The following is a 26746-nucleotide window of genomic DNA, read 5'->3' on the forward strand; positions in this document are numbered from 1 at the left end:
CGGCGGGGTGGCTCGCACCACCCCGCCAGGGACCGGAACTACTCGCCCCGGGCCTTCGCGACGATCTCCTTGGCGATGCCCGGAGGCACCTCCGCGTAGGAGTCGAACTGCATGCTGTAGCTCGCGCGCCCCTGCGTCTTGCTACGCAGGTCGCCCACGTAGCCGAACATCTCAGACAGCGGCACGAGCGCCTGGACGACACGGGCGCCGGCCCGCTCGTCCATCGCCTGGATCTGCCCGCGGCGACCGTTGAGGTCACCGATGACATCACCCATGTAGTCCTCGGGCGTGGTGACCTCGACGGCCATCATCGGCTCGAGAAGAACGGCGTCCGCCTTGCGCGCGGCCTCCTTGAAGGCCATCGAGCCAGCGATCTTGAAGGCCATTTCCGAGGAGTCGACGTCGTGCGCGGCACCGTCCTGGAGCGTCACCTTCACGCCCACCATCGGGTAGCCGGCCAGCACGCCGAACTCGGCGGCCTCCTGAGCGCCCGCGTCGACCGACGGGATGTACTCCCTCGGGACACGGCCACCCGTGACCTTGTTCTCGAACTCGTAGCCGTCGTTGCCCTCGCCGAGCGGCTCGAGGTCGATGATCACCCGCGCGAACTGACCGGAACCACCGGTCTGCTTCTTGTGGGTGTAGTCGACCTTCTCCACCTTGCGGCGGATGGTCTCGCGGTAGGCGACCTGCGGGCGGCCGACGTTGGCCTCGACCTTGAACTCGCGACGCATCCGGTCGACGAGGATCTCCAGGTGAAGCTCGCCCATGCCCCAGATGACCGTCTGACCGGTCTCCTCGTCACGGCGGACCTGGAAGGACGGGTCCTCCTCGGCCAGCCGCTGGATCGCGGTGGACAGCTTCTCCTGGTCGCCCTTGGTCTTGGGCTCGATCGCGACGTTGATGACCGGGGCCGGGAACGTCATCGACTCGAGCACGACCTGGTTGGACGGGTCGGACAGGGTGTCGCCGGTCGTGGTGTCCTTCAGACCCATGACCGCGACGATCTGACCAGCGATCGCCGACGGGCGCTCCTCGCGCTTGTTGGCGTGCATCTGGTAGATCTTGCCGATCCGCTCCTTCTTCCCCTTCACAGAGTTGATGACCTGTGAACCGGACTCGAGCGTGCCCGAGTAGATGCGGATGTAGGTGATCTTGCCCAGGTGCGGGTCGCTGGCGATCTTGAAGGCCAGGGCGGAGAACGGCTCGGCCGGGTCCGCGTGCCGCTCGATGACCTTGTCCTCGTTGCCGACCGCGTGGCCCTTGAAGGCCGGGATGTCGGTCGGCGCCGGGAGGTAGGCAACGATGGCGTCGAGCAGGGGCTGCACGCCCTTGTTCTTGAACGCGGTGCCGCACAGCACCGGGTTGATGGCGCTGGCCAGCGTCGCGCGGCGCAGGGCCGCGACCAGCTGCTCCTCGGAGGGCTCGGTGCCCTCGAGGAAGAGCTCCATCAACTCGTCGTCGTTCTCGGCGACCGTCTCGATGAGGCGGTCGCGCCACTCACGGGCCGCGTCGGCGTGGTCGGCCGGGATGTCGACGGTGTCGTACATCTCGCCCTTGGCCGCCTCGGCGCTCCAGAGCAGGGCCTTCATCTTGATCAGGTCGATGACGCCCTTGAAGTCGGCCTCGACGCCCAGCGGGAGCTGGATGACGGCCGGCGTGGCGCCCAGACGGCTGACCATCATGTCGACGCAGCGGTGGAACTCCGCGCCGACCCGGTCCATCTTGTTCACGAAACAGATGCGCGGGACGTTGTAGCGGTCCGCCTGGCGCCACACCGTCTCTGACTGGGGCTCAACACCGGCGACGCCGTCGAACACGGCGACCGCGCCGTCGAGGACGCGGAGCGAACGCTCCACCTCGATGGTGAAGTCGACGTGACCCGGGGTGTCGATGATGTTGATCGTGTGACCGATCCACTCGCAGGTCGTCGCGGCAGACGTGATGGTGATGCCGCGCTCCTGCTCCTGCTCCATCCAGTCCATGGTGGCTGCGCCCTCGTGGACTTCACCGAGCTTGTAGTTGATGCCGGTGTAGAACAGGATGCGCTCGGTCGTGGTGGTCTTGCCCGCGTCGATATGGGCCATGATCCCGATGTTGCGGACCTTGGCCAGGTCAAGAGCGGTCGTAGCGGCCACTGTAACTCGCGTCCTCGTCGTCTCGTCGGACCCGCCGGGTTACCAGCGGTAGTGGGCGAAGGCCTTGTTGGACTCGGCCATCTTGTGGGTGTCCTCGCGCTTCTTGACGCTCGCCCCGAGGCCGTTGCTGGCGTCGAGGAGCTCGTTCATGAGGCGCTCGGTCATGGTCTTCTCGCGGCGGGCGCGGGAGTACTGCACCAGCCAGCGCAGGGCCAGGGTGGTGCTGCGCGCGGCGCGCACCTCGACCGGCACCTGGTAGGTCGCGCCACCGACGCGGCGGCTGCGGACCTCGAGGGTGGGCTTGACGTTGTCGAGCGCGCGCTTCAGGGTGACGACCGGGTCGTTGCCGGTCTTCTCCCTGCAGCCCTCGAGGGCGCCGTACACGATCGACTGGGCGATGGAACGCTTGCCGTCGAGGAGGACCTTGTTGATCAGAGCGGTAACCAGGGGCGAGCTGTAGACCGGGTCGGCCATGAGCTGCCGACGGCCAGGAGAACCCTTACGAGGCATTGTTAGCTCTTCTCCTTCTTCGCGCCGTAACGGCTGCGGGCCTGCTTGCGGTTGCGGACACCCTGGGTGTCCAGCGAACCGCGGATGATCTTGTAGCGAACACCAGGCAGGTCCTTCACACGACCGCCACGCACGAGCACGATGGAGTGCTCCTGAAGGTTGTGACCCACACCGGGGATGTAAGCCGTGACCTCGATGCCGTTCGTGAGCCGAACGCGGGCCACCTTGCGCAGTGCCGAGTTGGGCTTCTTCGGAGTCGTGGTGTAAACGCGCTGGCAGACGCCGCGCCGCTGCGGACTCCCCTTGAGGGCAGGAGTCTTGGTCTTGGAGACCTTGTCCTGCCGGCCCTTGCGGACCAACTGCTGAATAGTGGGCACTGCCACTCCGTTTCGTGCCTTGGCCGGTGTCACGTCATTGGTGGTGCTTTTCGCAGGCACTGCCGGTGTCATGACCTGCTGATTTTCTCCGTCCCGGTGCCCCCGCGCTCGGGCGTGTCGCGTTGTTCACGCAGACTTCCCGCGAGGTTTACGAGCCGGAAGACCGTCCTGCGCTTGTCATGAGCGCACGGTCGAGAGCCCGCATGAGAACGGGCACGATGCTCAAGACTACCCAGGCCCGAGCGACACGTCAAAACGGCGCAGCATGACCAGCAAGCCATGCTGCTCCGGGTCGTCGGGGCCCTGCTTCATCAGGCGTCTCGCATGCGGCCCGTCCCACAGCTCCCGGGTAATGATATAGGCCCTGACGAGCTCTCGGTCGCGGTACGGCGAACCGTCACCGTACCGCGACCGGAAACGACGCCCCCGCGGGCCTGAGCGCCCCGGAGAAGCGGCGCGCCCGGGCCCCTCGGCAGAGGGACCCGGGCGCGCCGTACGTCGCGGATTTACCGGTTGTACTGGCCGAAGTCGTACTCCTCCAGCGGCACGGCCTCGCCGCTGCCGGTGCCGAAGGTGTAGTCGGCCGCCGAGCCGTCGTAACCGCCGACGGTGTACATGGCCGCCTTGGCCTCCTCGGTCGGCTCCACCCGGATGTTGCGGTATTGGGGCATGCCCGTACCGGCCGGGATGAGCTTACCGATGATGACGTTCTCCTTCAGGCCCAGGAGCGAGTCGGACTTGGCGTGGATCGCCGCGTCCGTCAGGACCCTGGTGGTCTCCTGGAAGGAGGCCGCCGACAGCCACGACTCGGTGGCCAGCGAGGCCTTGGTGATGCCCATGAGCACCGGACGGCCCGCGGCCGGGCTGCCGCCCTCGGCCACCGTCTCGCGGTTCATCTGCTCGAACCTCGGCCGCTCGACGAGCTCGCCGGGCAGCAGGTCGGTGTCGCCGGACTCCAGGACGTTGACCCGCTTGAGCATCTGCCTGACGATGATCTCGATGTGCTTGTCGTGGATCGACACACCCTGCGAGCGGTAGACCTGCTGGACCTCCGCCACCAGGTGCAGCTGCACGGCCCGCGGGCCGAGGATGCGCAGCACCTCGTTGGGGTTGACCGCACCGGCCACGAGCTGGGTGCCGACCGAGACGCGGTCGCCGTCCTGCACGAGCAGGCGCGAACGCATCGAGACCGGGTAGGCGATCTCCTCCGAGCCGTCGTCCGGAGTGATGACGATCTTCCTGGTCTTGTCGGTCTCGTCGATCCTCGCCCGGCCCTCGGCCTCGGAGATCGGGGCGACACCCTTGGGGATGCGCGCCTCGAACAGCTCCGTGACACGGGGCAGACCGTGGGTGATGTCGGCGCCCGCCACACCACCGGTGTGGAAGGTCCGCATCGTCAGCTGCGTGCCGGGCTCACCGATCGACTGGGCGGCGATGATGCCGACCGCCTCGCCGACGTCCACGAGCTTGCCGGTCGCCAGCGAGCGGCCGTAGCAGGTGGCGCAGACACCGATCTTCGCCTCGCACACCAGCGCGCTGCGGGTGCGCACGGTCTCGACGCCGGCCTCGACCAGCTTCGTGACGTGGGTGTCGTTGATGTCGACGCCCGCCGGCACGATGACCTTGCCGTCGACCTCGACGTCCTCGGCCAGGATGCGCCCGTGCACGTTGGACTCGGCGTTCTCCGCCTTGACCAGGTTGCCCGAGGCGTCCCTGTCGCCGACGTGCAGCGGGACCGCGCGGTCGGTGCCGCAGTCGATCTCACGCACGATGACGTCCTGCGCGACGTCCACCAGACGACGGGTCAGGTAGCCCGAGTCGGCGGTGCGCAGCGCGGTGTCGGCGAGACCCTTCCGCTGACCGTGGGTGGAGATGAAGTACTCCAGCACCGACAGGCCCTCGCGGAACGAGGCCTTGATCGGCCGCGGGATCGTCTCACCCTTGGTGTTGGACACCAGGCCGCGGATGCCGGCGATCTGGCGGACCTGCATCTTGTTGCCTCGGGCGCCGGAGTTGACCATCATCCAGACCGGGTTGGTCGCCGGGAAGGCGTTGACCATGTCGGTCTCGACGTCGGCCGTCGCGTGCGTCCAGATCTCGATGAGCTCCTGACGGCGCTCCTCGTCGGTGATCAGACCGCGCTCGTACTCGCGCTGGACCTTGTCGGCCCGGCGCTCGTAGTTCTCCATGATGTCGGTCTTGTTCGGCGGCGCGACGACGTCCTCGATCGAGATCGTGACGCCGGAGCGCGTCGCCCACCGGAAGCCGGCGTCCTTGAGCGCGTCGAGCGAAGCGGCGACCTCGATCTTCGGGTAGGTCTCCGCCAGCTCGTTCACGATCTGGGACAGCTGCTTCTTGCCGACCTGGAAGTCGACGAACGGGTAGCTGACCGGCAGCGTCTGGTTGAACAGGCACCGCCCGAACGTGGTCTCCAGCCGGACCGGGTCGCCCTGCTCCCAACCCTCGGGAGCCACCCAGGCGCGCGGCGGCAGGACGTCCTTGAGCCGAATCTGGATCTTGGCCTGGATGTCCAGCTCGCGGCGGTCGAAGGCCATCTGCGCCTCGGCCACCGAGCCGAACACCCGGCCCTCGCCCTTCGCGCCTTCCTTCATGGTCGTCAGCCAGTAGAGGCCGATGACCATGTCCTGGGTCGGCATGGTGACGGGCTTGCCGTCGGCCGGCTTGAGGATGTTGTTGGTCGAGAGCATCAGGATGCGCGCCTCGGCCTGGGCCTCGGCCGACAGCGGCAGGTGCACGGCCATCTGGTCGCCGTCGAAGTCCGCGTTGAACGCGGTGCAGACGAGCGGGTGGATCTGGATGGCCTTGCCCTCGACGAGCTGCGGCTCGAACGCCTGGATGCCCAGGCGGTGGAGCGTCGGAGCGCGGTTGAGCAGCACGGGGTGCTCGGTGATGACCTCTTCGAGCACGTCCCACACCACCGGGCGGGCGCGCTCGACCATCCGCTTGGCCGACTTGATGTTCTGGGCGTGGTTGAGATCGACCAGCCGCTTCATCACGAACGGCTTGAACAGCTCCAGCGCCATCTGCTTGGGCAGGCCGCACTGGTGCAGCTTGAGCTGCGGGCCGACGACGATGACCGAACGGCCGGAGTAGTCGACTCGCTTGCCCAGCAGGTTCTGGCGGAACCGGCCCTGCTTGCCCTTCAGCATGTCGCTGAGGGACTTGAGCGGACGGTTGCCGGGGCCGGTGACCGGACGGCCGCGCCGGCCGTTGTCGAACAGCGCGTCCACGGCCTCCTGGAGCATCCGCTTCTCGTTGTTCACGATGATCTCGGGCGCGCCGAGGTCGAGCAGACGCTTGAGGCGGTTGTTCCGGTTGATGACCCGGCGGTAGAGGTCGTTGAGGTCGGAGGTCGCGAAGCGGCCACCGTCGAGCTGCACCATCGGACGCAGGTCCGGCGGGATCACCGGGATGCAGTCGAGCACCATGCCGCGCGGCGAGTTGGTGGTGTTGAGGAACGCCGACACCACCTTGAGCCGCTTGAGCGCGCGGGCCTTCTTCTGGCCCTTGCCGCTGCGGATCGTCTCGCGGAGGTTCTCGGCCTCGGCGTCGAGGTCGAAGCCGATCAGGCGGTCCTGGATGGCCTGAGCGCCCATGCCGCCCTTGAAGTAGCGGCCGAAGCGGTCGCGCATCTCGCGGTAGAGCAGCTCGTCGCCCTCGAGGTCCTGGACCTTGAGGTTCTTGAAGCGGCTCCAGACCTCCTCCAGCCGGTCCAGCTCGCGCTGGGCCCGGTCACGGAGCTGACGCATCTCGCGCTCGGCGCCCTCACGGACCTTGCGGCGCTGGTCGCCCTTGGCGCCGGCGGCCTCGAGCTCGGCCAGGTCGGTCTCGAGCTTCTTCTGCCGGGACTCGACGTCGGCGTCACGGCGCTGCTCGATGTGCTGCCGCTCGACGGAGATCTTCGCCTCCAGCGAGGGCAGGTCACGCTCACGCATCTCGGTGTCGACATGCGTGATCATGTAGGCCGCGAAGTAGATGACCTTCTCCAGGTCCTTCGGGGCCAGGTCGAGCAGGTAGCCGAGACGCGACGGGACGCCCTTGAAGTACCAGATGTGCGTGACCGGCGCGGCCAGCTCGATGTGGCCCATCCGCTCACGACGCACCTTGGCGCGGGTCACCTCGACGCCGCAGCGCTCACAGATGATGCCCTTGAAGCGGACGCGCTTGTACTTGCCGCAGTAGCACTCCCAGTCGCGGGTCGGACCGAAGATCTTCTCGCAGAAGAGCCCGTCCTTCTCCGGCTTGAGGGTGCGGTAGTTGATGGTCTCCGGCTTCTTGACCTCGCCGTGCGACCACTGACGGATGTCGTCGGCCGTCGCCAGCCCGATCCGAAGCTCGTCGAAGAAGTTGACGTCCAGCATTATGTGCGATCTCCCCCTCAGACTTCTTCCACGCTGCTCGGCTCACGCCGGGACAGATCGATGCCGAGCTCCTCCGCGGCGCGGAAGACGTCCTCGTCGGTGTCGCGCATCTCGATGGACATGCCGTCGCTGGAGAGCACCTCGACGTTGAGGCACAGCGACTGCATCTCCTTGATGAGGACCTTGAAGGACTCCGGGATGCCGGGCTCGGGGATGTTCTCGCCCTTGACGATGGCCTCGTAGACCTTCACGCGGCCGAGGACGTCGTCGGACTTGATGGTCAGGAGCTCCTGCAGGGCGTAGGCGGCGCCGTACGCCTCCAGCGCCCACACCTCCATCTCACCGAAGCGCTGGCCACCGAACTGGGCCTTACCGCCGAGCGGCTGCTGGGTGATCATGGAGTACGGGCCGGTCGACCGAGCGTGAATCTTGTCGTCGACCAGGTGGAGCAGCTTGAGGATGTAGATGTAGCCGACCGAGATCGGGTACGGGAACGGCTCACCGGAGCGGCCGTCGAACAGCTGGGCCTTGCCGGAGGGCTGGACCATCCGCTGGCCGTCGCGGTTGGGCACGGTGTTCTGGAGCAGACCGACGATCTCCTCCTCGTGCGCGCCGTCGAAGACCGGGGTGGCGACGTTGGTGCGCGGCTCGACCTGGCCGAAGCCCTTGTCGCGCAGCCGCTCGGCCCACGCCTCCTGGACACCCGAGATGTCCCAGCCACGGGCGGCGATCCACCCGAGGTGGGTCTCCAGCACCTGGCCGACGTTCATTCGGCCGGGCACGCCCAGCGGGTTGAGGATGATGTCGACCGGGGTGCCGTCCTCCAGGAACGGCATGTCCTCGACCGGCAGGATCTTGGAGATGACGCCCTTGTTGCCGTGCCGGCCGGCCAGCTTGTCGCCGTCGGTGATCTTGCGCTTCTGCGCGACGTAGACGCGGACCAGCTCGTTGACGCCCGGAGGAAGCTCGTCGCCCTCCTCGCGGGAGAACACCCGGACGCCGATGACCTTGCCGGACTCGCCGTGCGGCACCTTCAGCGAGGTGTCGCGGACCTCGCGGGCCTTCTCGCCGAAGATGGCGCGCAGCAGCCGCTCCTCCGGGGTCAGCTCGGTCTCGCCCTTCGGGGTGACCTTGCCGACCAGGATGTCGCCGGGGACGACCTCGGCGCCGATGCGGATGATGCCGCGCTCGTCGAGGTCGGCCAGCACCTCCTCGGAGACGTTGGGGATGTCCCGCGTGATCTCCTCGGGGCCCAGCTTGGTGTCGCGGGCGTCGACCTCGTGCTCCTCGATGTGGATCGACGACAGCACGTCGTCCTGCACCAGGCGCTGGGACAGGATGATCGCGTCCTCGTAGTTGTGACCCTCCCACGGCATGAACGCCACCAGGAGGTTCTTGCCCAGCGCCATCTCGCCCTGGTCGGTGCAGGGGCCGTCGGCGATGACCTGGTTGACCTCCACCCGGTCGCCCTCGGCGACGATGGGCTTCTGGTTGAAGCTGGTGCCCTGGTTGGAACGCTTGAACTTGGCGACACGGTAGGTGGTGCGCGTGCCGTCGTCGTTCATGACGGTGACGTAGTCGGCGGAGACCTCCTCGACCACACCGGCCTTCTCGGCGCTGATGACGTCGCCGGCGTCGGTCGCGGCACGGTATTCCATGCCGGTGCCGACCAGCGGCGCCTCGCTCTTGAGCAGCGGCACCGACTGGCGCTGCATGTTGGAGCCCATGAGCGCGCGGTTGGCGTCGTCGTGCTCGAGGAACGGGATCATCGCCGTCGCGACCGACACCATCTGGCGCGGCGACACGTCGATGTAGTCGACCTCCTCGGCACGGGCGAGCTCGGTCTCACCGCCCTTGGTGCGGACCAGGACGCGGGCCTCGGCGAACGAGCCGTCGGGGTTGAGCGCCGTGTTGGCCTGCGCCTTGACGTAGCGGTCCTCCTCGTCGGCGGTCAGGTAGTCGACCTGCTCGGTCACCTTGCCGTCGACGACCTTGCGGTAGGGCGTCTCGACGAAGCCGAAGGCGTTGATGCGGCCGTAGGAGGCCAGCGAGCCGATCAGGCCGATGTTGGGGCCTTCAGGGGTCTCGATCGGGCACATCCGGCCGTAGTGGGACGGGTGCACGTCACGGACCTCGAAGCCGGCCCGCTCACGGGACAGACCACCGGGGCCCAGCGCGGACAGACGCCGCTTGTGCGTCAGGCCGGCGAGCGGGTTGGTCTGGTCCATGAACTGCGACAGCTGGGAGGTGCCGAAGAACTCCTTGATCGACGCCACGACCGGCCGGATGTTGATCAGGGTCTGCGGCGTGATCGCCTCGACGTCCTGCGTCGTCATCCGCTCGCGCACGACCCGCTCCATGCGGGCCAGGCCGAGCCGGACCTGGTTCTGGATCAGCTCGCCGACGCTGCGCAGGCGGCGGTTGCCGAAGTGGTCGATGTCGTCGATCTCGACGATCACCTCACCGTTCGCCCCCGGCATCGACTCCTCGCCGGCGTGCAGCCGGACGATGTACTCGATGGTGGCGACGATGTCCTCTTCGGTCAGGGTGCCCTGCGTGATCTCCGCGTCGACCCCGAGCTTCTTGTTGATCTTGTAGCGGCCCACCTTCGCCAGGTCGTACCGCTTGGCGTTGAAGTACAGATTCTCCAGCAGCGTCTGCGCCGACTCCTTGGTCGGCGGCTCACCCGGCCGCAGCTTGCGGTAGATGTCCAGCAGCGCGTCGTCCTGACCCGCCGTGTGATCCTTCTCCAGCGTCGCCCGCATCGACTCGTACTGGCCGAACCGCTCCAGAATCTGGTCGTTCGTCCAGCCCAGCGCCTTCAGCAGCACCGTCACGGCCTGCTTGCGCTTACGGTCGATACGCACACCGACGCTGTCACGCTTGTCGATCTCGAACTCCAGCCAGGCACCCCGCGACGGGATCACCTTGCACCCGTACAGGTCCTTGTCGGAGGTCTTGTCCACAGTGCGCTCGAAATACACACCGGGCGAGCGGACCAGCTGCGAGACCACGACACGCTCGGTGCCGTTGATGATGAACGTGCCCTTCGGCGTCATGAGCGGGAAATCACCCATGAACACCGTCTGGCTCTTGATCTCACCAGTGGTGTTATTGATGAACTCCGCCGTGACGAACATCGGGGCGGAGTAGGTCATGTCCTTGTCTTTGCACTCGTCTACGGAGTACTTCGGCGGCTCGAACCGGTGGTCCCGGAACGACAAGGACATGGTCCCCGAGAAGTCCTCGATCGGACTGATCTCTTCGAAGATCTCTTCGAGGCCCGACTGGGTCGGGACGTCCCTGCGCCCGGCCTGACGAGCCGCCTCTACCCGGGCCTTCCACTTGTCGTTGCCGAGCAGCCAGTCGAAAGACTCGGTCTGCAGAGCGAGAAGGTCAGGAACTTCGAGCGGCTCCTGGATACGCGCGAAAGACACGCGACGGGGACCAGCGGGTACGGCGGAGGCGTTGCGCGAGGCTGCCAACAGATGTCCTTCCGAGGGCTCGCGGCGGACTGACTACACGCACGCCAGACAACCTCGCAACGTGAGCAAGCATCACGGGTCGTCAAAGGGCAGCGCAAAGGGGCAGTGTAGCCGATCGGCACACGCCTGTCCACTTCGCTCTCGCTGCATGCTCCACGTTGGTCGCAGCATCGCCCGTTCGGGCGGATACGTCAAGCCCGCGAGCCCGACTAATAGCCGGTTCGGGGCCCGGACGCTGGGTTTTCTTCCCTGCGTGACAGATCGCCTACCGCCATGGCCCAAGACGATACCCGCGAACGGGGGCGGTTAACGCTCCGTCACACCGGGGGTCGAACCCATGCCGATCACCGGTGTAGCTGTGACTGGGTTACCCGTCTCTTGGACGGCGCTAAACCAGCTTTTTGGTAACAATTGAACCCGGCGGCGCGCCCGGGGGCTCCAGGCGCAGGTCATCGGCCCTGCGGGCCTCACGCGCTCCCCAGGAGCGTGGAGAGATCGGCGGCCAGCCAGCGCTCCCCCTGGCGGACCATGACGAGCCTGGCGCGGTTCTGGGCCACCTGCTGCTGCGGCCCGGCCTGACCGGGCACCTGTCTGACCGTACCCATGTTCACGAACAGCAGAACCTCCACGCGGTCGGGACTTGCGCTCTCGACCGCGGCCCCCGCGACGGCGGCGGTCCGTACGATCTTCTCCGCCTTGGCCCGCGTGACCAGGCTGGTGGCCAGCTCCTTGTAGTGCCGGGTGAGCTCGCCGGTGGTGTGCCCGCCGGCCCGCGCGAGGTCCTGCTCGATCGTGCGGTAGTCGTAGGAGAGCAACTGGGGGGCGACCTGCCGGGCGGCGGCCATCGCGGAGTCGCCGGCCGCGTCGGCCTCCCGCAGGTCGCGCAGGTTGAACCACATGGTCGGCACCAGCACGGCGCCCACCGCCACCAGGACGCCCAGCAGCACGATCGCGAACATCCTCACAGCACCTGCACCGCCTTCGACACCCGCCAGACGCCGCCGACCTTCTCCAGCTCCATCGACCAGCGGTAGTAGCGCTCCTGGGCCGGGCTGTCCGAGCCGTCCCAGTGGATCTCCACGTCGGCGACGGCCAGCGCCTTGGCCTTGCCGCCGGTCAGCGAGACCAGGCCCGTGGCGCGCAGCACGCCGGTCTGGACGACCTTGCTCTCGACGGTGGTGGTCTTCAGCTTGGCGGCGGTGGCGACGTACTCGGCTCTGGCCGGGCCCGTGGAGGTGTCGAGGATGCGCTGCAGGTCGGCGTCCACGGTCCGGTAGTCGAGCGAGACGAGGTTCCTCGCGTGGGCGCCGGCGGCCAGCAGCACGGCCTCGCGGTCGCCCGCCCTGCCCTGCACCTCGCGGGCCTCGGCGGCGATCCAGGCGCCCATGCCCACGAGCACCGCCAGCATCCCGCCGAGCACCGTGATCACGATGCGCGCGGAACGGACGCCCAGCCATGTCATGACCGCTCACCCCTCCCAGATCGCCGGATCATAACGCGGCGCTCGTCCCCGGAGTCCCGGAAACGACCGAGGCGGTGTGGTAACGGGGGCGAAGGCGGATGCGTCCCTAAAATGCCCCCAGACGGCCCTGAGACGGCCGCTCCGGGCAGAACGGCGGACGGTCGGGCCACTCCCCCTGAGCCGGCCCGACTACTGGACGCCGTGCAGGTGAGCGTTGACCAGGCGGGGATACTCCTCCAGCCAGTTGCGCCCGCGCTCGTCCACGAACGACCCCTGCGGCGGGATCACGCCGTTGGCCGCCAGCCACGTGCCGGGCGGCTGCTGGGTGCGGCGGACGCGGTTGCCCGTCGGCATGAGCTGCGGCGGGATCGGCGGCAGCACGCCGGGGTCGTGCCCGAGCTGGGCCTCGGCCTCCAGCTCGGACAGGTCCTTCTCCTCCGACATGCCGATCGGGCCGTGCCTGCGGGCGTTGAGGAACTGCCGCACCACCGGCTCGTCGCTGGACAGCAGCATCTCGCGCGGGCCGAACATCACCAGCTCGCGCCGGAAGAGCATCCCGATGCTGTCCGGCACGGTACGGGCGGTGTTGATGTCGTGCGTCACGATCAGGAACGTGGCCTCGACCTCGGCGTTGAGGTCCACGATGAGCTGGTTGAGCAGCGCGGTGCGCACCGGGTCGAGCCCGGAGTCCGGCTCGTCGAACAGGATGATCTCGGGCTCCAGCACGAGCGCCCTGGCCAGCCCGGCCCGCTTGCGCATGCCGCCCGAGATCTCGCCCGGCAGCTTGTCCTCCGCGCCCCGCAGGCCGACCAGCTCGATTTTCTCCATGACGACGTCGCGGATCTGGGACTCGCTCTTCTTCGTGTGCTCGCGCAGCGGGAAGGCGATGTTGTCGTAGAGGTTGAGCGAGCCGAAGAGCGCGCCGTCCTGGAAGAGCACGCCGAACAGCCTGCGCAGCTCGTAGAGCTTGCTCTCGCGGCAGTTGGCGAGGTCGTGGCCGTCGATCCAGATGTGGCCGCGGTCGGGACGGAGCAGGCCGACCAGCGTCTTGAGAAAGACGGATTTGCCGGTGCCGGACGGGCCGAGCAGCACGGAGATCTGCCCGGCCGGGAGGGTGAAGGAGACGTCCTCCCAGATGACCTGGCGCCCGAACGACTTGGTGAGCCCTTCCACGACGACCTCGACGCCCACCGGCCACCTCCCAGTCGCGAACGATGGCCTCACCGTAACGGGGACGCGGGCCGCTTGGGAAGCGGCTATGAGACCTCGGGTCCAGTAAGGGCCAGCAGGCCGGGCCGCAGCAGCCGGGCGATCTCCTCCGGTGGGACGGCCCGCAGCTCCTCCAGCTCCAGGAGCTGGTGGCCGATGGTGACGCCCAGCATGACCACGGCCATCAGCGCGGCCCGCAGCCGGGCGTCGTCGCCGGGGATCGCGGTCGCCAGCCGGTCGATCTGCCGGGCCAGCGCCTCGCGGGCGGCGGCGCCGGCCTCGGGATGGGTGAGCATCGAGCGCAGCATGGCCAGCGATCCCGGGGACAGCTCGCCGATCTTGGTGTCGAGGGTGCCGAGGAGGTGGTCGACCAGCTCGTCGGCGTCCAGGCCCTCCTCCGGGGGCGGGACCGCCTCGGCGGCGTGCCTGAACAGCTCCTGCTTGCTGCCGAAGTACTGCATGACCAGGGCAGGGTCCACCCCGGCCGCGCGGGCGACGGCCCGGATCGTGGTGCGTTCGTACCCCACCTCGGCGAACAGCGTCCGGGCCGCGTCGAGGATGTGCCGCTCGGTCCTGCGCCGCCGCTCGGCCCGGGGCGGCAGTCGTTCGCTCACGCCGCCGACTCTACCCGCGTTGACCGGTCGCGCCTTTTCGCTCTACGCTCGTTGAGTCAACGAACGTTGAGCGAAAGGGACGGCCATGTCCATCGAGGAGATCGTCGTCGGCTACCAGGCCGCGATGCTGCACAAGTCGCCCGACGAGCTGGCCGGGCTCTACGCCCCCGAGGGGCTGCACGAGTTCCCGTTCGGGGGGCTCGCGCCGCTCGCCGGGCGGGAGGCCGTGAGGGACGCGTACCGGGCCATGTGGGGCGGCTCTCCGTTCGAGGCCGAGGAGGTGCGACTGGTGGCGCTGCACCGCGCTCAGGACCCCGAGGTGGTGGTCGTGGAGCAGGTGACGCGCGTCAGGGCCGGGGAGCGCGCCGTGGAGGTCCCCAGCCTGGTGATCCTCCGGGTACGGGACGGCGCGATCGTCCACGCCAGGGACTACATGGACACCAGTGCCATCGCCCGGCTGCGTTCCGAAACTGTCACCTCCGGGTGAGGTCGAAGACGGTGACGCCGCCGACGGTGGTGGCGGTGAAGTTCGCCTGGACCCAGGCGGCGATCCTGGCCGCGTCGTCGCTGCCGCCCGCCCCCGTACGGCCTCCGCCGAAGCCGCCCATCCCCGTGCCGAGGAAGTAGTGGATCTTCCCCGCCGCGACGTGGCGCTGGAACTCCTCCAGCGTCGGCGCGGGATCGGTGCCGTTGAAGCCGCCCACCGCCATCACCGGGAGGCCGGTGGCGAGCTGGTAGCCGGCCGCGTTGTTGGAGCCGACGGTGGCCGCCGTCCACGTGTAGCCGCCGGCCTTCAGCAGCGCGGTCAGCTCGGCGCTCGGTGCACCGGCGTCGAGCAGCCCGCCCCCGCCGCCACGCCCCCTCCCACCGGGGCCCATGCCGCCGGGGCCCTGGGCGCCGCGTCCGACACCGCCGCTGCCCGCTCCGACGCCGCCCCCGTCCCAGGCCCCGTCCCCGTCCTGACGGAACGCCCGCCCGCCTCCGGGCCGGAACCCGCCTCCACCAGCCCGGCCGAAGCCGCCGCCCGTGCTGGGCCCGCCCGTCGGGATCGCCCCGGTGTGGGGCGTGGCCGCCGTGTCCACCGCGTACGCGGCCGGCCCCGCCAGGCACGCCACCACCGCGACGGCCGCCACGGCCGCCACCCGCCGGCTCAGCAACATCGCCAGCGCGGCCACGAGCCCCGCCACGACCACCGCGATCCCGAGCCAGGGGTTCCAGCCGGCGCTGCGCGACAGCAGCACGTACGCCCACACGGCCGTCCCCATGACCATGACCGCGAGCGTCCGCCGCGCCCCGCGCTCCCATAGCGCCGCCACGCCCATGCCCACCAGCACCGCGATGGCCGGAGCCAGCGCCACCGTGTAGTACGCGTGGAAGATCCCCCGCATGAGGCTGAAGACCAGCCCCGTGACCACCAGCCAGCTCCCCCACACCCAGAACGCGGCCCGCACCGCGTCCGTCCGCGCCGCCCGCCTGGTCCGCCAGGTGACCGCGACGAGCAGCGCCAGCGCCGCCGGCAGCAGCCAGGCGATCTGCCCGCCCGCCTCGGTGTCGAACAGCCGCAGCCACCCGGCCTGCTGGTCGAGGTTGCCGAGCCCGCCGTAGTCGTCGCCGTTGAGCCGCCCGATGCCGTTGTAGCCGAGTGCCAGCTCCAGCACGCTGTCGCCCTGCGAGCCGCCGATGTAGGGCCGCTCGCCGGCGGGCACCAGCGCCACCGCCAGCAGCCACCATCCGGCGGCGGCCACCAGCGCGGCCCCGGCCGCCAGGAGCTGCCAGAGCCGCCGCCGCACCGGCACCGGCGCGGTCACCAGATAGACCAGCGCGAACCCCGGCAGCACGAGGAACGCCTGCAGCATCTTGGCGAGGAACGCGAACCCGATCGCCGCCCCCGCCAGCACCAGCCACCGGGTCGCGCCGCGTTCCTGGGCGCGCACCACGCAGTAGCCGGCCGCGGTCAGCAGCAGCACGAGCAGCGCGTCGGGGTTGTTGAAGCGGAACATCAGCACCGCCACCGGCGTCAGCGCCATGACGGCGCCGGCCAGCAGCCCGGCCCACGGCGTGAACAGCCGGCGTGCCGAGGCGTGCACCAGGGCCACCGTCGCGACCCCCATCAGCGCCTGCGGCACCAGCATGGCCCACGTGTTCAGCCCGAACAGCCGCACGCTCAGCCCCATCGGCCAGAGCGCGGCCGGGGTCTTGTCCACGGTGATCGCGTTCGCGGCGTCGGAGGCCCCGAAGAAGAACGCCTTCCAGCTCTGGCTGCCCGCCTGTACGGCGGCCGCGTAGTACGCGTTCGCCCACCCCGAGGCGCCGAGCCCCCAGACGTAGAGCACGCCCGTGCCCGCGAGCAGGGCGGCGAGCGCCCAGCGAGACTTGTCTTTCACGTCCCGCACGCTAGGCAGGCGGGGTGGAGCGGCCCTGAGACGAGGATGAGAAGTTCCTGAGCCCCACGTCGCCGGGGAGAAGTTGCTCGGTGAGGAGGCGGCGGACCCGGCCGGGGCCGGTGACCCAGGGTCGCAGCAGCTCCCATCCATGGAAATATCCGAAGATGTACGGGCTGGCCGCCGACGGCTTGAGCCCCGCCAGCGCCGCCGCCACCTCCCGGTCGTCGTACAGCGCCCACCGGGCCAGGTACGCGCCCACCTCCGCCTCCCCGCGCCCCTCGGCGGCCATGAGCGCGGCGTTGCCCCAGACGCCCCACAACACGTTCCTGGCCTGGTGAACGGCCGCGAAGTCGCTCCCGTCCGGACGGATGCCGCAGGTGGGAAGGATGTGGGCGGTCAGCCACTCCTGGGCCTCGTCACCGGGGAAGGCGATCTCCTCGGCCAGCAGCCCCAGCCCCTCGCTGAGCAGGAACGACGGGGACACCATGAACCTCACGCGCTGGTCCGCGCGCGTCTCCTTGAGCATCGACTCCGCGATATGTCCGGGATGGCCCTCGTGCGCGACGACGTACAGCAGGTCGGCCAGGTTGAAGGGGATCGAGACGTTGATGTGGATCGCCGACCTCAGCCCGCCCTGATAGTCACCGGCCGCGTGGAAGTGCGTGTCCCGGACGAGCAGGCAGTCGACGACCTCGCCGGGAGGGAGCGGGATGATCGCGTTCGTCCGCCGGCGGCACTCCGCCACCGCCTCGGCGACCAGGCCGGGCAGGCGTTCGACGGCGTGCAGGGTGTGCGCGGCCTGCCAGTCGTGCAGCCGGTCGGACAACGGCCCCGGCCGCTTCGGCAGTGCCCGGTCGAGCCGGTCGTGCGCCTGCCCGAACAGCGACTCGGGCAGCCACCGCGGCTCCAGGCCCAGGACCTGGCGGGCGTACTCGGTGAGGGGCAGCCGCTCGCCGGCCAGACAGCGGGCGACCGCCCGCATCGCGGTCACGTGGGCGGCCAGGTAGGGGGACGGCGGGCGCTCCAGCAGCCGGTCGGCGTCGTCCGCCAGGCGGCCGGGGACGGCGGGGGCCTCGGACTCGGCCTGGTCACGCCACTCTCGCGGGCCTCGGTAGATGAGTGCGCCGCCGCCCATCAGGCGGTTCAGGCGCAGGGCGAGCAGGGCGTACGCGTGCGTCCAGCGCGGTTCGGTCATGGCGCGTAAGCTAGCCGTACGGTTTTCCGTACAGCGCACGGCCGGAGGGCGGATGCCCGAGTCGATCTGGCTGCGCGGCGACGACGAACGCCCGCGCAAGCCGCGCCTGTCCCGCGCGCGCATCGTCGAGGCGGCCGTCGCGCTGCTCGACGCGGAGGGCGTGCCCGGGTTCTCGATGCGCGCCCTGGCCGCGCGCCTGCAGGCGGGCACGATGTCCCTGTACGAGTACGTCACGAGCAAGGAGGACGTGCTCGACCTGGCACTCGACGAGGTGATCGGCGAGGTCGAGACGCGCGAGCACCCGTCCTGGCGCGACCTGCTGACCGCCCAGCTCACCCAGAGCAGGCAGGTCATGCGGCGGCACCCATGGGCTCCCGCGCTCACCGCCACCCGCCCGCTGCTCGGCCCCAACGCCCTGGCCCGCTCCGAACGCTGCTACGCCGCTCTCGCCGACGCCGGCCTGTCCGGCCCTGAGCTGGTCGCCGCCGTCGGGACCCTGTCGTCCTACGTCAACGGGTTCGTCGCGGCCGAGAACACCTGGCGGACCGTCGTCCGCACCCCTCCGGCCGAGACCGACCTGCGCGAGCGGACCGCGCGGCATCTGGAACGGCACCGCCCGCAGCTCGCCGAGCTCGCCCAGGTGCGCATCGACGACTTCGACGCCCAGTTCCAGCTCGGGCTCACGCTCATCCTCGACGGCATCCAGAGCCGGCTCTGACACCGCCGTCGTGGTCGCGGAAGCCCCCGGGCATACGAAAAGGGGCGGCGGACATCCGGCACCAGGATGTCCTCCGCCCCTTCAGCGTCGAGCCAGGAGCTCCAGCCGTCTTACTTGACGGTGACGGTCGCGCCGGCGCCCTCGAGGGCAGCCTTGGCCTTCTCCGCCTGCTCCTTGTTGACCTTGCCGTCGAAGACCGGCTTCGGAGCACCGTCAACCAGGTCCTTGGCCTCCTTGAGGCCCAGGGACGTCAGGGCGCGGATCTCCTTGATGACCTGGATCTTCTTGTCGCCGGCGGCCTCGAGGATGACGTCGAACTCGTCCTGCTCCTCGGCGGCCGGGGCCTCGGCACCGCCACCGGCGGCGGGGGCGGCGGCGACCGCGACGGGGGCGGCGGCCTTGACGTCGAAGATGTCCTCGAACTGCTTCACGAACTCGGAGAGCTCAAGGAGGGTCATCTCCTTGAAAGCGTCGATGAGCTCGTCGTTGCTGAGCTTCGCCATGATGCGTTTCCTTACGTTTAGGACTTGCTGAAAACTAGGAACGGGACCGCGGTGGGTGCGGCAACCCCCGTGTTACTCGCCTGCTTCTTCGCGCTTCGCGCGAAGGGCTTCGGCCAGCTGAGCCATCTGCGTGGGCAGCGCGGCGAACATCGCGGCAGCGGCGCTCTGCTTCGCCTTGAGCGCACCGGCAAGCTTCGCGAGGAGGACCTCGCGGGACTCGAGGTCGGCGAGCTTGGTGATCTCGGTGGCGTCGAGCGTCTTGCCCTCGAGCACGCCGCCCTTGATCACCAGAAGGGGATTGGCCTTGGCGAAGTCACGCAGACCCTTGGCCGCCTCCACGACGTCGCCCTTGACGAAGGCGACAGCGGTGGGGCCGACCAGCAGGTCGTCCAGACCCGTCACGCCGGCCTCGTTGGCCGCGATCTTGGTCAGGGTGTTCTTCGCCACGGCGAACTTCGCATTCTCACCGAGAGACTTGCGCAGGTCCTTGAGCTGCGCGACGGTGAGACCGCGGTACTCGGTCAGAACGGCGGCGGCGCTACCTTCGAACTCGTTCTTGAGCTCGGCAACAGCCGTCGCCTTATCCGCCCTCGCCATGGGCCTCCTTCCAGATGTGCCGCCGGCGAAGGTCTTCAGAAATGAGAACAGCCCCGGGCGCAGGGCGCACACGGGGCTCACGCACATGGATGACCATGCGGGAAACTCGCATCACACCTGCGCGGGTCGTCCACAAGACGTGGAACCTTCGGCCGCCAGGATGTGAGCACCTGACGACGACCGGCGGTCTTCGGCAACGACCAGAGTACGTGCTGGCCGCCGAGTTTCCAAATCGTTCTCGGTGGTGGTTCCTAGTTGGTCGTGGTCTTCGGCATCTCGCCGACCTGGTCGGCGGCCGGGGCCTGGATGGTCACGGGCTTGTTGTAGTCCTTGAAGAACAGCGTGGCGTCCAGCTTGCCGCCGTCCTTCTGGCCGTTCAGGGCGAGCTTGCGGGGCAGGCCGTCGGCGGCCACCCAGACGTCGAACGCGACGTCCTTGAGCTCGGCCAGGTTCGAGCGGGCCTGCTCCTGCCGGTCGGCCGGCAGCAGCAGCACGGCCGCCTCGACCGGGAAGGTGCCGCTGTAGTGGGTGGTGTCCTCGCCGTTGACGCTCTCGGTGCCGACCTGCTTCACGTCCTTGGAGGCCGTGACGAGCTTGGTGACGTTGGCCAGGTCGAACTGCTGGATCTGGGCGAGGTACTGGTCGACCTGCGTACGGTCGCCGACCTCGTTCAGCGAGACCTTGATCCACGGCTTGGTGGCGCCCAGCATCTTGTTCAGCGCCTCGACCTTGACGTAGACGGTGTCGCCCTGCAGCACGGCGCGGACGCCGCCAGGCAGGCTCTGACCGCCCATGTCCACGGTGTCCAGCGTGAGGTCCACGGCGAGCTCGGGCTTGCTCTGGTAGAGCATGCGGCCCTGCACCCGGCCGTTGCCCTCCTGGGCGGCGGAGGCGTTGACGACGGCGTCGACGGTGTAGCTGGTGACCTCGGTGGTCTTCTGCGCGGCCTGCGCCAGGACCTCAGAGGCCGCCAAATTGACCTGGATGGGTTGGGCGTTCGTGCCACAACCGGCAACCGCGGCCACGACGAGCGCGGCTCCGGCCGCGGCGAGACTTATCGTGCGCTTCAGCATGTCTTGACCCTACGTTTGCGATCCGGGACTGTAGCGGCTTCCCCGCACAATTCGGGGAAAACCCAGGGTTCTCCCCCACACACTCTGCACAGCTCCTCCACAACCCCCCAACCCCTCCGGCGCAAAGAACGCCTGACCCAAGCAGAAGAGCCCCGCCCGTACGAGACGGGCGGGGCTCTACCTGAGCAGACGCGATTACTCGCCCAGCTCGGCGGTGATGCCGCGGGTGACGTTGGGGTCGACCGGAACGCCCGGGCCCATCGTCGTGGAGAAGGTGACCTTCTTCAGGTAGCGGCCCTTGGCGGCCGACGGCTTGAGACGCAGCACCTCGTCCAGCGCGGCAGCGTAGTTCTCCAGGAGCTGACGCTCGCCGAAGGACGTCTTGCCGATGATGAAGTGCAGGTTGGCCTGCCGGTCGGTGCGGAACTCGATCTTGCCGCCCTTGATGTCCGTGACGGCCTTGGCGACGTCGGGCGTCACCGTGCCGGTCTTCGGGTTGGGCATGAGGCCACGCGGGCCGAGAACGCGGCCCAGGCGGCCGACCTTGCCCATCATGTCGGGCGTGGCCACCACGGCGTCGAACTCGTTGAGCCGGTTGCCCTTGGAGATCTCGTCGATCAGCTCGTCGGCGCCGACGATGTCGGCGCCCGCCTCGCGGGCAGCCTCGGCACGGTCACCGGTCGCGAAGACCAGGACCCGGGCGGTCTTGCCGGTGCCGTGCGGAAGGTTGACCGTGCCGCGCACGATCTGGTCTGCCTTGCGAGGGTCGACGCCCAGCCGCAGCGCGACCTCGACGGTGGCGTCGAACTTGGTGGTCGACGTCTCCTTGGCGAGCTTGGCGGCCTCGACCGGGGTGTAGAGCTTGTCGCGGTCGACCTTGGCCGCCGCGTCCTTGTGCGCTTTGCTGCGCTTCATTGCGTACTCCTAGTGGTACTCGGGCCGTCGCCGTCGCGGCGGCCCTCCCACGACGTCTGGGAAGGGGTGTTACTCGGCGATCGTGATGCCCATCGACCGGGCGGTGCCGGCGATGATCTTCTCGGCCGCCTCGATGTCGTTGGCGTTGAGGTCGGGCATCTTGGTCTCGGCGATGCTGCGCAGCTGCTCGCGGCTCAGCTTGCCGACCTTGTCGCGGTGCGGGACCGCGCTGCCCTTGTCGAGGCCGAGGGCCTTCTTGATCAGCTCGGGGGCCGGCGGCGTCTTCGTGACGAAGGTGAAGCTGCGGTCCTCGAAAATGGTGATCTCAACGGGGATGATGTTGCCCCGCTGGGCCTCCGTCGCAGCGTTGTACTGCTTGACGAAGTCCATGATGTTGACGCCGTGGGGACCGAGGGCGGTACCCACCGGCGGCGCCGGGGTGGCCTGGCCAGCGGGGAGCTGGACCTTCACCAACGCGGCGATTTTCTTCTTCGGAGGCATGTGTCCTTCTCCGGGTCCTGGATTGTGATGCGATGCCGGGCGGCGGATGCGGCCCTGACATGTCGGAGGCCGCCCGACAGCGCAGGCGGCCAGTCCGAACGTCTAAGTGTAGGTGATCGACCTAGATCTTCGAGACCTGGTTGAACGACAGCTCCACCGGGGTCTCCCGGCCGAAGATCGAGACGAGCACCTTGAGCTTCTGCGACTCGGGGCTGATCTCGCTCACCGAGGCCGGCAGGGTGGCGAACGGGCCGTCCATGACCGTGACGGACTCGCCGATCTCGAACTCGACCGTGGGGCCGGCGGCGGTCTTGGTGGCCGCCTTCTTGGTCTCCTCGGTCGGCTCGGGGGCGAGCAGCTTGGCGACCTCGTCGAGGCTGAGCGGGCTCGGCTTGTTGGACAGGCCGACGAAGCCGGTGACGCCCGGGGTGTTGCGCACCGCGGCCCAGGACTCGTCGGTCAGCTCCATGCGCACCAGGACGTAGCCGGGCAGCACGCGCTCCTTGACCGGCACCTTCTTGCCGCTCTTGAACTCCTGGACGGTGTGCGTCGGCACCTCGACCTGGTAGATGTAGTCCTCCATGTTGAGCGAGACGTTGCGGCTCTCGATGTTGGACTTCACGCGGTTCTCGTAGCCGGCGTAGGAGTGGATGACGTACCACTCGCCGGGCAGGCCGCGCAGCGACTGCTTGAACTCCTCGACGGGATCGACGTCGGGAAGGGCCGAAGCGTCCTCGGCGGCGGAAGCATCGGCCTCGGTCGGCTCGTCGCTCTCCGCTACCTCGGCCTCCTCGGACTCCGCCTCGGCGGTCTCCTCAGTGGCCTCTTCCAGCTCGTCGTCCCACTCGTCGCGAGACTCGTCCGCCGGAAATGAAGACTCGGACACGGTGACTCTTCCTCTTTCGTCGAATCGAAGGGCGACTCCGTCAGTCGACCGGCGGCGTCAGGATCAGGCCCCGCCGAAGACCTTCAGCACTGCCCATCCCAGGGCGCTGTCGAGCCCGTAGACGATGGCAACCATGATCAGAACGAATACCAGAACGACCGTGGTGTAAGTGATGAGATCCTTGCGTGTCGGCCAGATGACCTTACGAAGCTCGTTGACGACCTGCCGATAGAAGAGGGCAGGTGAAGTGCGCGTCTTCTTCTCGCCACTGGGCTTGTCTGCGGTCTCGCCGCGCGTGTCGATCGCCACAGTCCTCACCTGAATTCGTCGTATCCAACGCAGTTCTGCGGCGCGCTTACACGCCTATCTTGCGCGGACCGCACTCGCAGGGCACGAGGGACTCGAACCCCCAACCGCCGGTTTTGGAGACCGGTGCGCTACCAATTGCGCCAGTGCCCTATGTCATCAACCAGGTTACCCTGATTGAATCACTGCCTGGACCGAACCGCTCGCCGACATGCGGCGGAAGGACCGAGCTGAAGCATACGGGGGATTGCCCGGCACGTCGAACCAAAACCTGATCCCCCAGGTCAGCGTGTCGTGCGACGATGGAACCATGCCGAGCCGACGCCGCATCTCCGCGAGAATCTCCGCGATTTCCGAGTCCGCCACCCTGGCCGTGGACGCCAAGGCGAAGGCCATGAAGGCCGCCGGGCGCCCGGTCATCGGGTTCGGCGCGGGCGAGCCCGACTTCCCGACGCCCGGCTACATCGTCGAGGCGGCGGTCGAGGCGGCGCGCGACCCGCGCTTCCACAAGTACACCCCGGCCGGCGGGCTGCCCGAGCTCAAGCAGGCCATCGCGGCCAAGACGCGGCGCGACTCCGGCTACTCGGCCGAGCCCTCGCAGGTGCTCGTCACCAACGGCGGCAAGCAGGCCGTCTACGAGGCGTTCGCCACCCTGCTCGACCCGGGCGACGAGGTGCTCGTCGTGGCGCCCTACTGGACGACCTACCCCGAGGCGATCAAGCTGGCCGGGGGCACGCAGGTCGACGTGGTCACCGACGAGTCCACCGGCTACCTCGCGAGCGTCGAGCAGCTGGAGGCGGCGCGCACGGAGCGGACGAAGGCGCTGCTGTTCGTCTCGCCGTCCAACCCGACGGGCGCGGTCCACACCCGCGAGCAGACGGTCGAGATCGGCCGGTGGGCCGCCGAGCACGGCCTGTGGGTGATCACCGACGAGATCTACGAGCACCTGGTGTACGGCGGCGCCGAGTTCACCAGCATCGCCACGGCCGTCCCCGAGCTGGGCGACCGGGTCGTGATACTCAACGGGGTGGCCAAGACGTACGCGATGACCGGCTGGCGGGTGGGCTGGCTGATCGGCCCGGCCGACGTCGTCAAGGCGGCCACCAACCTGCAGTCGCACGCCACCTCCAACGTCTCCAACGTCTCGCAGATGGCGGCGCTGGCGGCGGTCTCCGGCGACCTGTCGGCGGTGGCCGAGATGCGCGCGGCCTTCGACCGGCGGCGGCAGACGATGGTGCGGATGCTCAACGACATCCCGGGCGTGCTGTGCCCGGAGCCCAAGGGGGCGTTCTACGCCTACCCGTCGGTCAAGGCGCTGGTCGGCAAGGAGCTGCGGGGGCGGCGGCCGGGCACGTCCGCCGAGCTGGCGGAGCTGATCCTGGAGGAGGCCGAGGTCGCGGTGGTGCCCGGGGAGGCGTTCGGGACGCCGGGATACTTCCGGCTGTCGTACGCGCTGGGCGACGACGACCTGGTCGAGGGCGTCAGCCGCCTGGGCAAGCTGCTGGCCGAGGCCCGCTGACTAGCCGATCCCGGCGGCGATCGGCTGGATCCGGTCGCTGAGCCCCGGCGTCGCGCCGACGTAGACGGCCACGCCGGGGCGGTCCAGCCACATGAGGTTGCGCACGCCCGTGCGCGTGGTCCAGTGCAGCGCGGGCCGGCCCTCCCACGCCGTGAGCCGCGCCCGCGCCACCAGCGTGACGAACTGCTCGGCGGTACGCGGGCCGCACACCACGCCGACGTACAGCCGCTCGTCGTTCTGGCTCCAGATCAGGCCGTGCACGGCGAGGGGGCGGGTGAGGGCGGGCAGGCGGGAGAAGGCGCCCGCGCGTTCGAGCGGGGCGGGCACGGCGGGCAGCTGGACCTCGGAGGCGGCGTCGCACGACAGCGTCAGCGCCTGGCTGCCGGCCTGCTCGGCGGACGGGGTCTCCTCGGGCAGGGGTTCTTCGGACAGGGTTTCTTGGGACAGCGGCTCGGCGGACGTACGGGGCACCGGGGCCTCGCCGCCGCCCGAGCCGCCGTCGCCCGCGCAGCCGGAAAGCGCGCAGCCGGAGAGCGCGAGCGCGAGGAGCACCGCCGCCGGACGCCGCATGGACCCCCCATGACGTGTGTGGACACCCCGGGAAGGGGACGGGAAGGGGCTCTAGTCTCCTACACGAGCCTTGACCGAGGCGGCAACTGCGAGGAGTTCCTTACGCAGGGATTCACCTGCCCTGACGCGCACGCCTGTGCCGCGGCGCTCCAGCCAGGCGATCGTCCGGCCGCCGCGCGGGTCCCGGCCGACCACGGCGGGCCTGCCGTGCAGCACGGTGGCACGACCGTCGAGCACGGCGGCATGGGAGCGGTAGCGCGGCCAGTCTGCGGCGAAGGGGCCGCGTTCGACGCGCGCCACGATGTACCTGCCGGACTGGCCGGAGCCCGCCGGGGCGTACCTGGCCCAGCCGCCCGCCCCGGCGCCGAACGTTCCACCGCCGGTGCGCTTCAGGCCCGGGGGGAGGTAGGTGAGGTAGAAGCCGTCGGCGATCACGGCCAGCCTGGGCGCCGGCGGCGCGGCCGGCTCGGGCGACGGGGTCCGCGCCGGCGGGGCGGGGGCGGGCGGGCCCTGCCCGGCGGCGGCGGCCGGCTCCGCCGCCGGGTCGGGCGGGCGCACTCGCCCGAAGCCCGACGCGAACAGCCCGTAGATGGCCACCGCGGTCGCGGCGAACGCCAGCGCCGCGAGCGCCGCCCGCCTGCTCTGCCCGCCCGCGTCCGCGGTTCCGTCCGCGGGTTCCTGCCCGTACACGCGCCCCTCGGGGATCATTCCCCGATGATCCCCTGCTCGGCCCGCCTCCTACCCCTCTTTTGAGCCAACCGATGGCGACGCCGGTGGCAAGATGAGGAGATGCCGAAGTCCCTGGTCACGCTCCCCAAAGCACATCTTCACCTGCACTTCACCGGCTCCATGCGGCACGCCACGCTGATCGAGCTGGCCAGGGATCAGGGGCTGCACCTGCCCGACGCGCTGGAGCAGGACTGGCCGCCCAAGCTGCGGGCCACCGACGAGCGCGGCTGGTTCAGGTTCCAGCGGCTGTACGATATCGCCCGATCCGTCCTGACCCGCCCGGAGCACGTCTACCGGCTGCTGCGCGAGACCGCCGAGGACGAGGCGGAGGCCGGGTCGCGCTGGCTGGAGATCCAGGTGGACCCGTCCGGCTACGCCCAGCGGTTCGGCGGGCTGACGGCCACGCTGGAGCTGATGCTGGACGCCGTGCGCCAGGCCGCCGAGCACTCCGGCGTCGGCATCGCGGTGATCGTGGCCGCGAACCGGACCAGGCACCCGCTGGACGCCAACACGCTGGCCAGGCTCGCCCTCCAGTACCGCGACCACGGGGTCATCGGCTTCGGGCTGTCCAACGACGAGCGCCGGGGCGAGGCCCGCGACTTCGAGCGCGCCTTCAGGATCGCCAAGCGGGGCGGGCTGCTGGCCGTGCCGCACGGCGGCGAGCTGCTGGGGC

General features: G+C 69.3%; 24 protein-coding genes and 1 tRNA gene. 4 read left to right on the forward strand and 21 right to left on the reverse strand.

Translation table 11 applies throughout. From position 1 onward, the window contains the following. Positions 1-38: 38 nt before the first annotated feature. The 9 genes from fusA to AC27IY_RS13510 all read right to left on the reverse strand — a co-directional run bounded on the left by fusA (position 39) and on the right by AC27IY_RS13510 (position 14177). Positions 39-2087 (reverse strand): elongation factor G, encoded by a 2049-nt coding sequence (fusA, locus tag AC27IY_RS13470; protein WP_371251248.1) that lies wholly within the window; start codon positions 2085-2087, stop codon positions 39-41. Positions 2088-2177: 90 nt separating this feature from the next. Then, a complete protein-coding gene (gene rpsG, locus AC27IY_RS13475; RefSeq protein ID WP_020542314.1) occupies positions 2178-2648 on the reverse strand; it encodes a 30S ribosomal protein S7 in 471 nt (156 codons plus the stop codon). A 2-nt stretch (positions 2649-2650) separates the two neighbouring features. Then, the gene (gene rpsL, locus AC27IY_RS13480) at positions 2651-3025 is read right to left on the reverse strand and encodes a 30S ribosomal protein S12 (protein ID WP_020542315.1); all 375 of its coding nucleotides are present in this window, start codon (positions 3023-3025) and stop codon (positions 2651-2653) included. Between the two features lie 506 nt (positions 3026-3531). Then, the gene (locus AC27IY_RS13485; RefSeq protein ID WP_344216644.1) at positions 3532-7407 is read right to left on the reverse strand and encodes a DNA-directed RNA polymerase subunit beta'; all 3876 of its coding nucleotides are present in this window, start codon (positions 7405-7407) and stop codon (positions 3532-3534) included. A 17-nt stretch (positions 7408-7424) separates the two neighbouring features. After that, positions 7425-10892, reverse strand: coding sequence for a DNA-directed RNA polymerase subunit beta (rpoB, locus tag AC27IY_RS13490; RefSeq protein ID WP_371251249.1), 3468 nt, complete (start codon positions 10890-10892; stop codon positions 7425-7427). Between the two features lie 467 nt (positions 10893-11359). Next, on the reverse strand, positions 11360-11851 hold the full coding sequence (locus AC27IY_RS13495) for a hypothetical protein (RefSeq protein WP_344217749.1): 492 nt from the start codon (positions 11849-11851) through the stop codon (positions 11360-11362). Positions 11852-11853: 2 nt separating this feature from the next. Then, positions 11854-12354, reverse strand: a complete 501-nt coding sequence (locus AC27IY_RS13500) for a hypothetical protein (protein ID WP_344217751.1) — start codon at positions 12352-12354, stop codon at positions 11854-11856. Between the two features lie 189 nt (positions 12355-12543). Next, positions 12544-13545 carry an ABC transporter ATP-binding protein gene (locus AC27IY_RS13505; protein ID WP_329585583.1) on the reverse strand — a complete coding sequence of 334 codons (1002 nt, stop codon included), beginning with the start codon at positions 13543-13545 and terminating at the stop codon, positions 12544-12546. A 65-nt stretch (positions 13546-13610) separates the two neighbouring features. Beyond that, positions 13611-14177, reverse strand: coding sequence for a TetR/AcrR family transcriptional regulator (locus AC27IY_RS13510; RefSeq protein WP_364463106.1), 567 nt, complete (start codon positions 14175-14177; stop codon positions 13611-13613). Positions 14178-14262: 85 nt separating this feature from the next. On the opposite strand from AC27IY_RS13510, the gene AC27IY_RS13515 reads away from it, so the two are divergent. Next, positions 14263-14664, forward strand: a complete 402-nt coding sequence (locus AC27IY_RS13515; protein ID WP_487178152.1) for a nuclear transport factor 2 family protein — start codon at positions 14263-14265, stop codon at positions 14662-14664. Here AC27IY_RS13515 and AC27IY_RS13520 read toward each other — a convergent pair. Then, positions 14651-16561 (reverse strand): glycosyltransferase family 39 protein, encoded by a 1911-nt coding sequence (locus tag AC27IY_RS13520; RefSeq protein ID WP_487178153.1) that lies wholly within the window; start codon positions 16559-16561, stop codon positions 14651-14653. The two genes, AC27IY_RS13515 and AC27IY_RS13520, sit on opposite strands and share 14 nt — an antisense overlap. A gap of 10 nt (positions 16562-16571) precedes the next feature. Beyond that, positions 16572-17756: a hypothetical protein gene (locus tag AC27IY_RS13525; RefSeq protein ID WP_487178154.1), complete on the reverse strand. Its 1185-nt coding sequence runs from the start codon at positions 17754-17756 to the stop codon at positions 16572-16574. Positions 17757-17808: 52 nt separating this feature from the next. Here AC27IY_RS13525 and AC27IY_RS13530 point away from each other — a divergent pair, with 52 nt between their 5' ends. Further along, positions 17809-18474 (forward strand): TetR/AcrR family transcriptional regulator, encoded by a 666-nt coding sequence (locus tag AC27IY_RS13530; protein WP_487178155.1) that lies wholly within the window; start codon positions 17809-17811, stop codon positions 18472-18474. Positions 18475-18584: 110 nt separating this feature from the next. Here the strand turns inward: AC27IY_RS13530 and rplL are convergent, their stop codons facing one another. From rplL to AC27IY_RS13570, 8 genes are all read right to left on the reverse strand, one after another. Beyond that, complete coding sequence (gene rplL / locus AC27IY_RS13535; RefSeq protein WP_020544883.1) at positions 18585-18977, reverse strand: 50S ribosomal protein L7/L12; 393 nt, start codon at positions 18975-18977, stop codon at positions 18585-18587. Between the two features lie 72 nt (positions 18978-19049). Then, positions 19050-19574: a 50S ribosomal protein L10 gene (gene rplJ / locus AC27IY_RS13540; protein ID WP_329585600.1), complete on the reverse strand. Its 525-nt coding sequence runs from the start codon at positions 19572-19574 to the stop codon at positions 19050-19052. A gap of 251 nt (positions 19575-19825) precedes the next feature. Then, positions 19826-20647 carry an SCO4651 family lipoprotein gene (locus AC27IY_RS13545; RefSeq protein WP_423451011.1) on the reverse strand — a complete coding sequence of 274 codons (822 nt, stop codon included), beginning with the start codon at positions 20645-20647 and terminating at the stop codon, positions 19826-19828. Positions 20648-20842: 195 nt separating this feature from the next. Then, positions 20843-21562 carry a 50S ribosomal protein L1 gene (rplA, locus tag AC27IY_RS13550; RefSeq protein WP_091080601.1) on the reverse strand — a complete coding sequence of 240 codons (720 nt, stop codon included), beginning with the start codon at positions 21560-21562 and terminating at the stop codon, positions 20843-20845. 69 nt (positions 21563-21631) lie between these two features. Beyond that, the gene (rplK, locus tag AC27IY_RS13555; protein WP_020544879.1) at positions 21632-22063 is read right to left on the reverse strand and encodes a 50S ribosomal protein L11; all 432 of its coding nucleotides are present in this window, start codon (positions 22061-22063) and stop codon (positions 21632-21634) included. 121 nt (positions 22064-22184) lie between these two features. Continuing rightward, positions 22185-22949: a transcription termination/antitermination protein NusG gene (nusG, locus tag AC27IY_RS13560; RefSeq protein WP_364463084.1), complete on the reverse strand. Its 765-nt coding sequence runs from the start codon at positions 22947-22949 to the stop codon at positions 22185-22187. 63 nt (positions 22950-23012) lie between these two features. After that, on the reverse strand, positions 23013-23258 hold the full coding sequence (secE, locus tag AC27IY_RS13565) for a preprotein translocase subunit SecE (RefSeq protein WP_344217771.1): 246 nt from the start codon (positions 23256-23258) through the stop codon (positions 23013-23015). 77 nt (positions 23259-23335) lie between these two features. Next, positions 23336-23408 (reverse strand) — tRNA-Trp (locus tag AC27IY_RS13570). A gap of 157 nt (positions 23409-23565) precedes the next feature. Between AC27IY_RS13570 and AC27IY_RS13575 the strand changes: the two genes are divergently transcribed. Beyond that, positions 23566-24774, forward strand: a complete 1209-nt coding sequence (locus AC27IY_RS13575; RefSeq protein WP_423477533.1) for a pyridoxal phosphate-dependent aminotransferase — start codon at positions 23566-23568, stop codon at positions 24772-24774. Here AC27IY_RS13575 and AC27IY_RS13580 read toward each other — a convergent pair whose 3' ends face one another. Together AC27IY_RS13580 and AC27IY_RS13585 are read right to left on the reverse strand one after the other, a co-directional pair. Further along, complete coding sequence (locus AC27IY_RS13580) at positions 24775-25344, reverse strand: hypothetical protein (protein ID WP_423451013.1); 570 nt, start codon at positions 25342-25344, stop codon at positions 24775-24777. A gap of 51 nt (positions 25345-25395) precedes the next feature. Next, positions 25396-26052, reverse strand: coding sequence for a hypothetical protein (locus AC27IY_RS13585; protein WP_487178156.1), 657 nt, complete (start codon positions 26050-26052; stop codon positions 25396-25398). Between the two features lie 81 nt (positions 26053-26133). Here AC27IY_RS13585 and AC27IY_RS13590 point away from each other — a divergent pair. Next, the coding region (locus AC27IY_RS13590; protein WP_487178157.1) for an amidohydrolase family protein at positions 26134-26746 on the forward strand (613 nt) is incomplete at its 3' end.

Source organism: Nonomuraea sp. B208 (genome assembly GCF_057536035.1).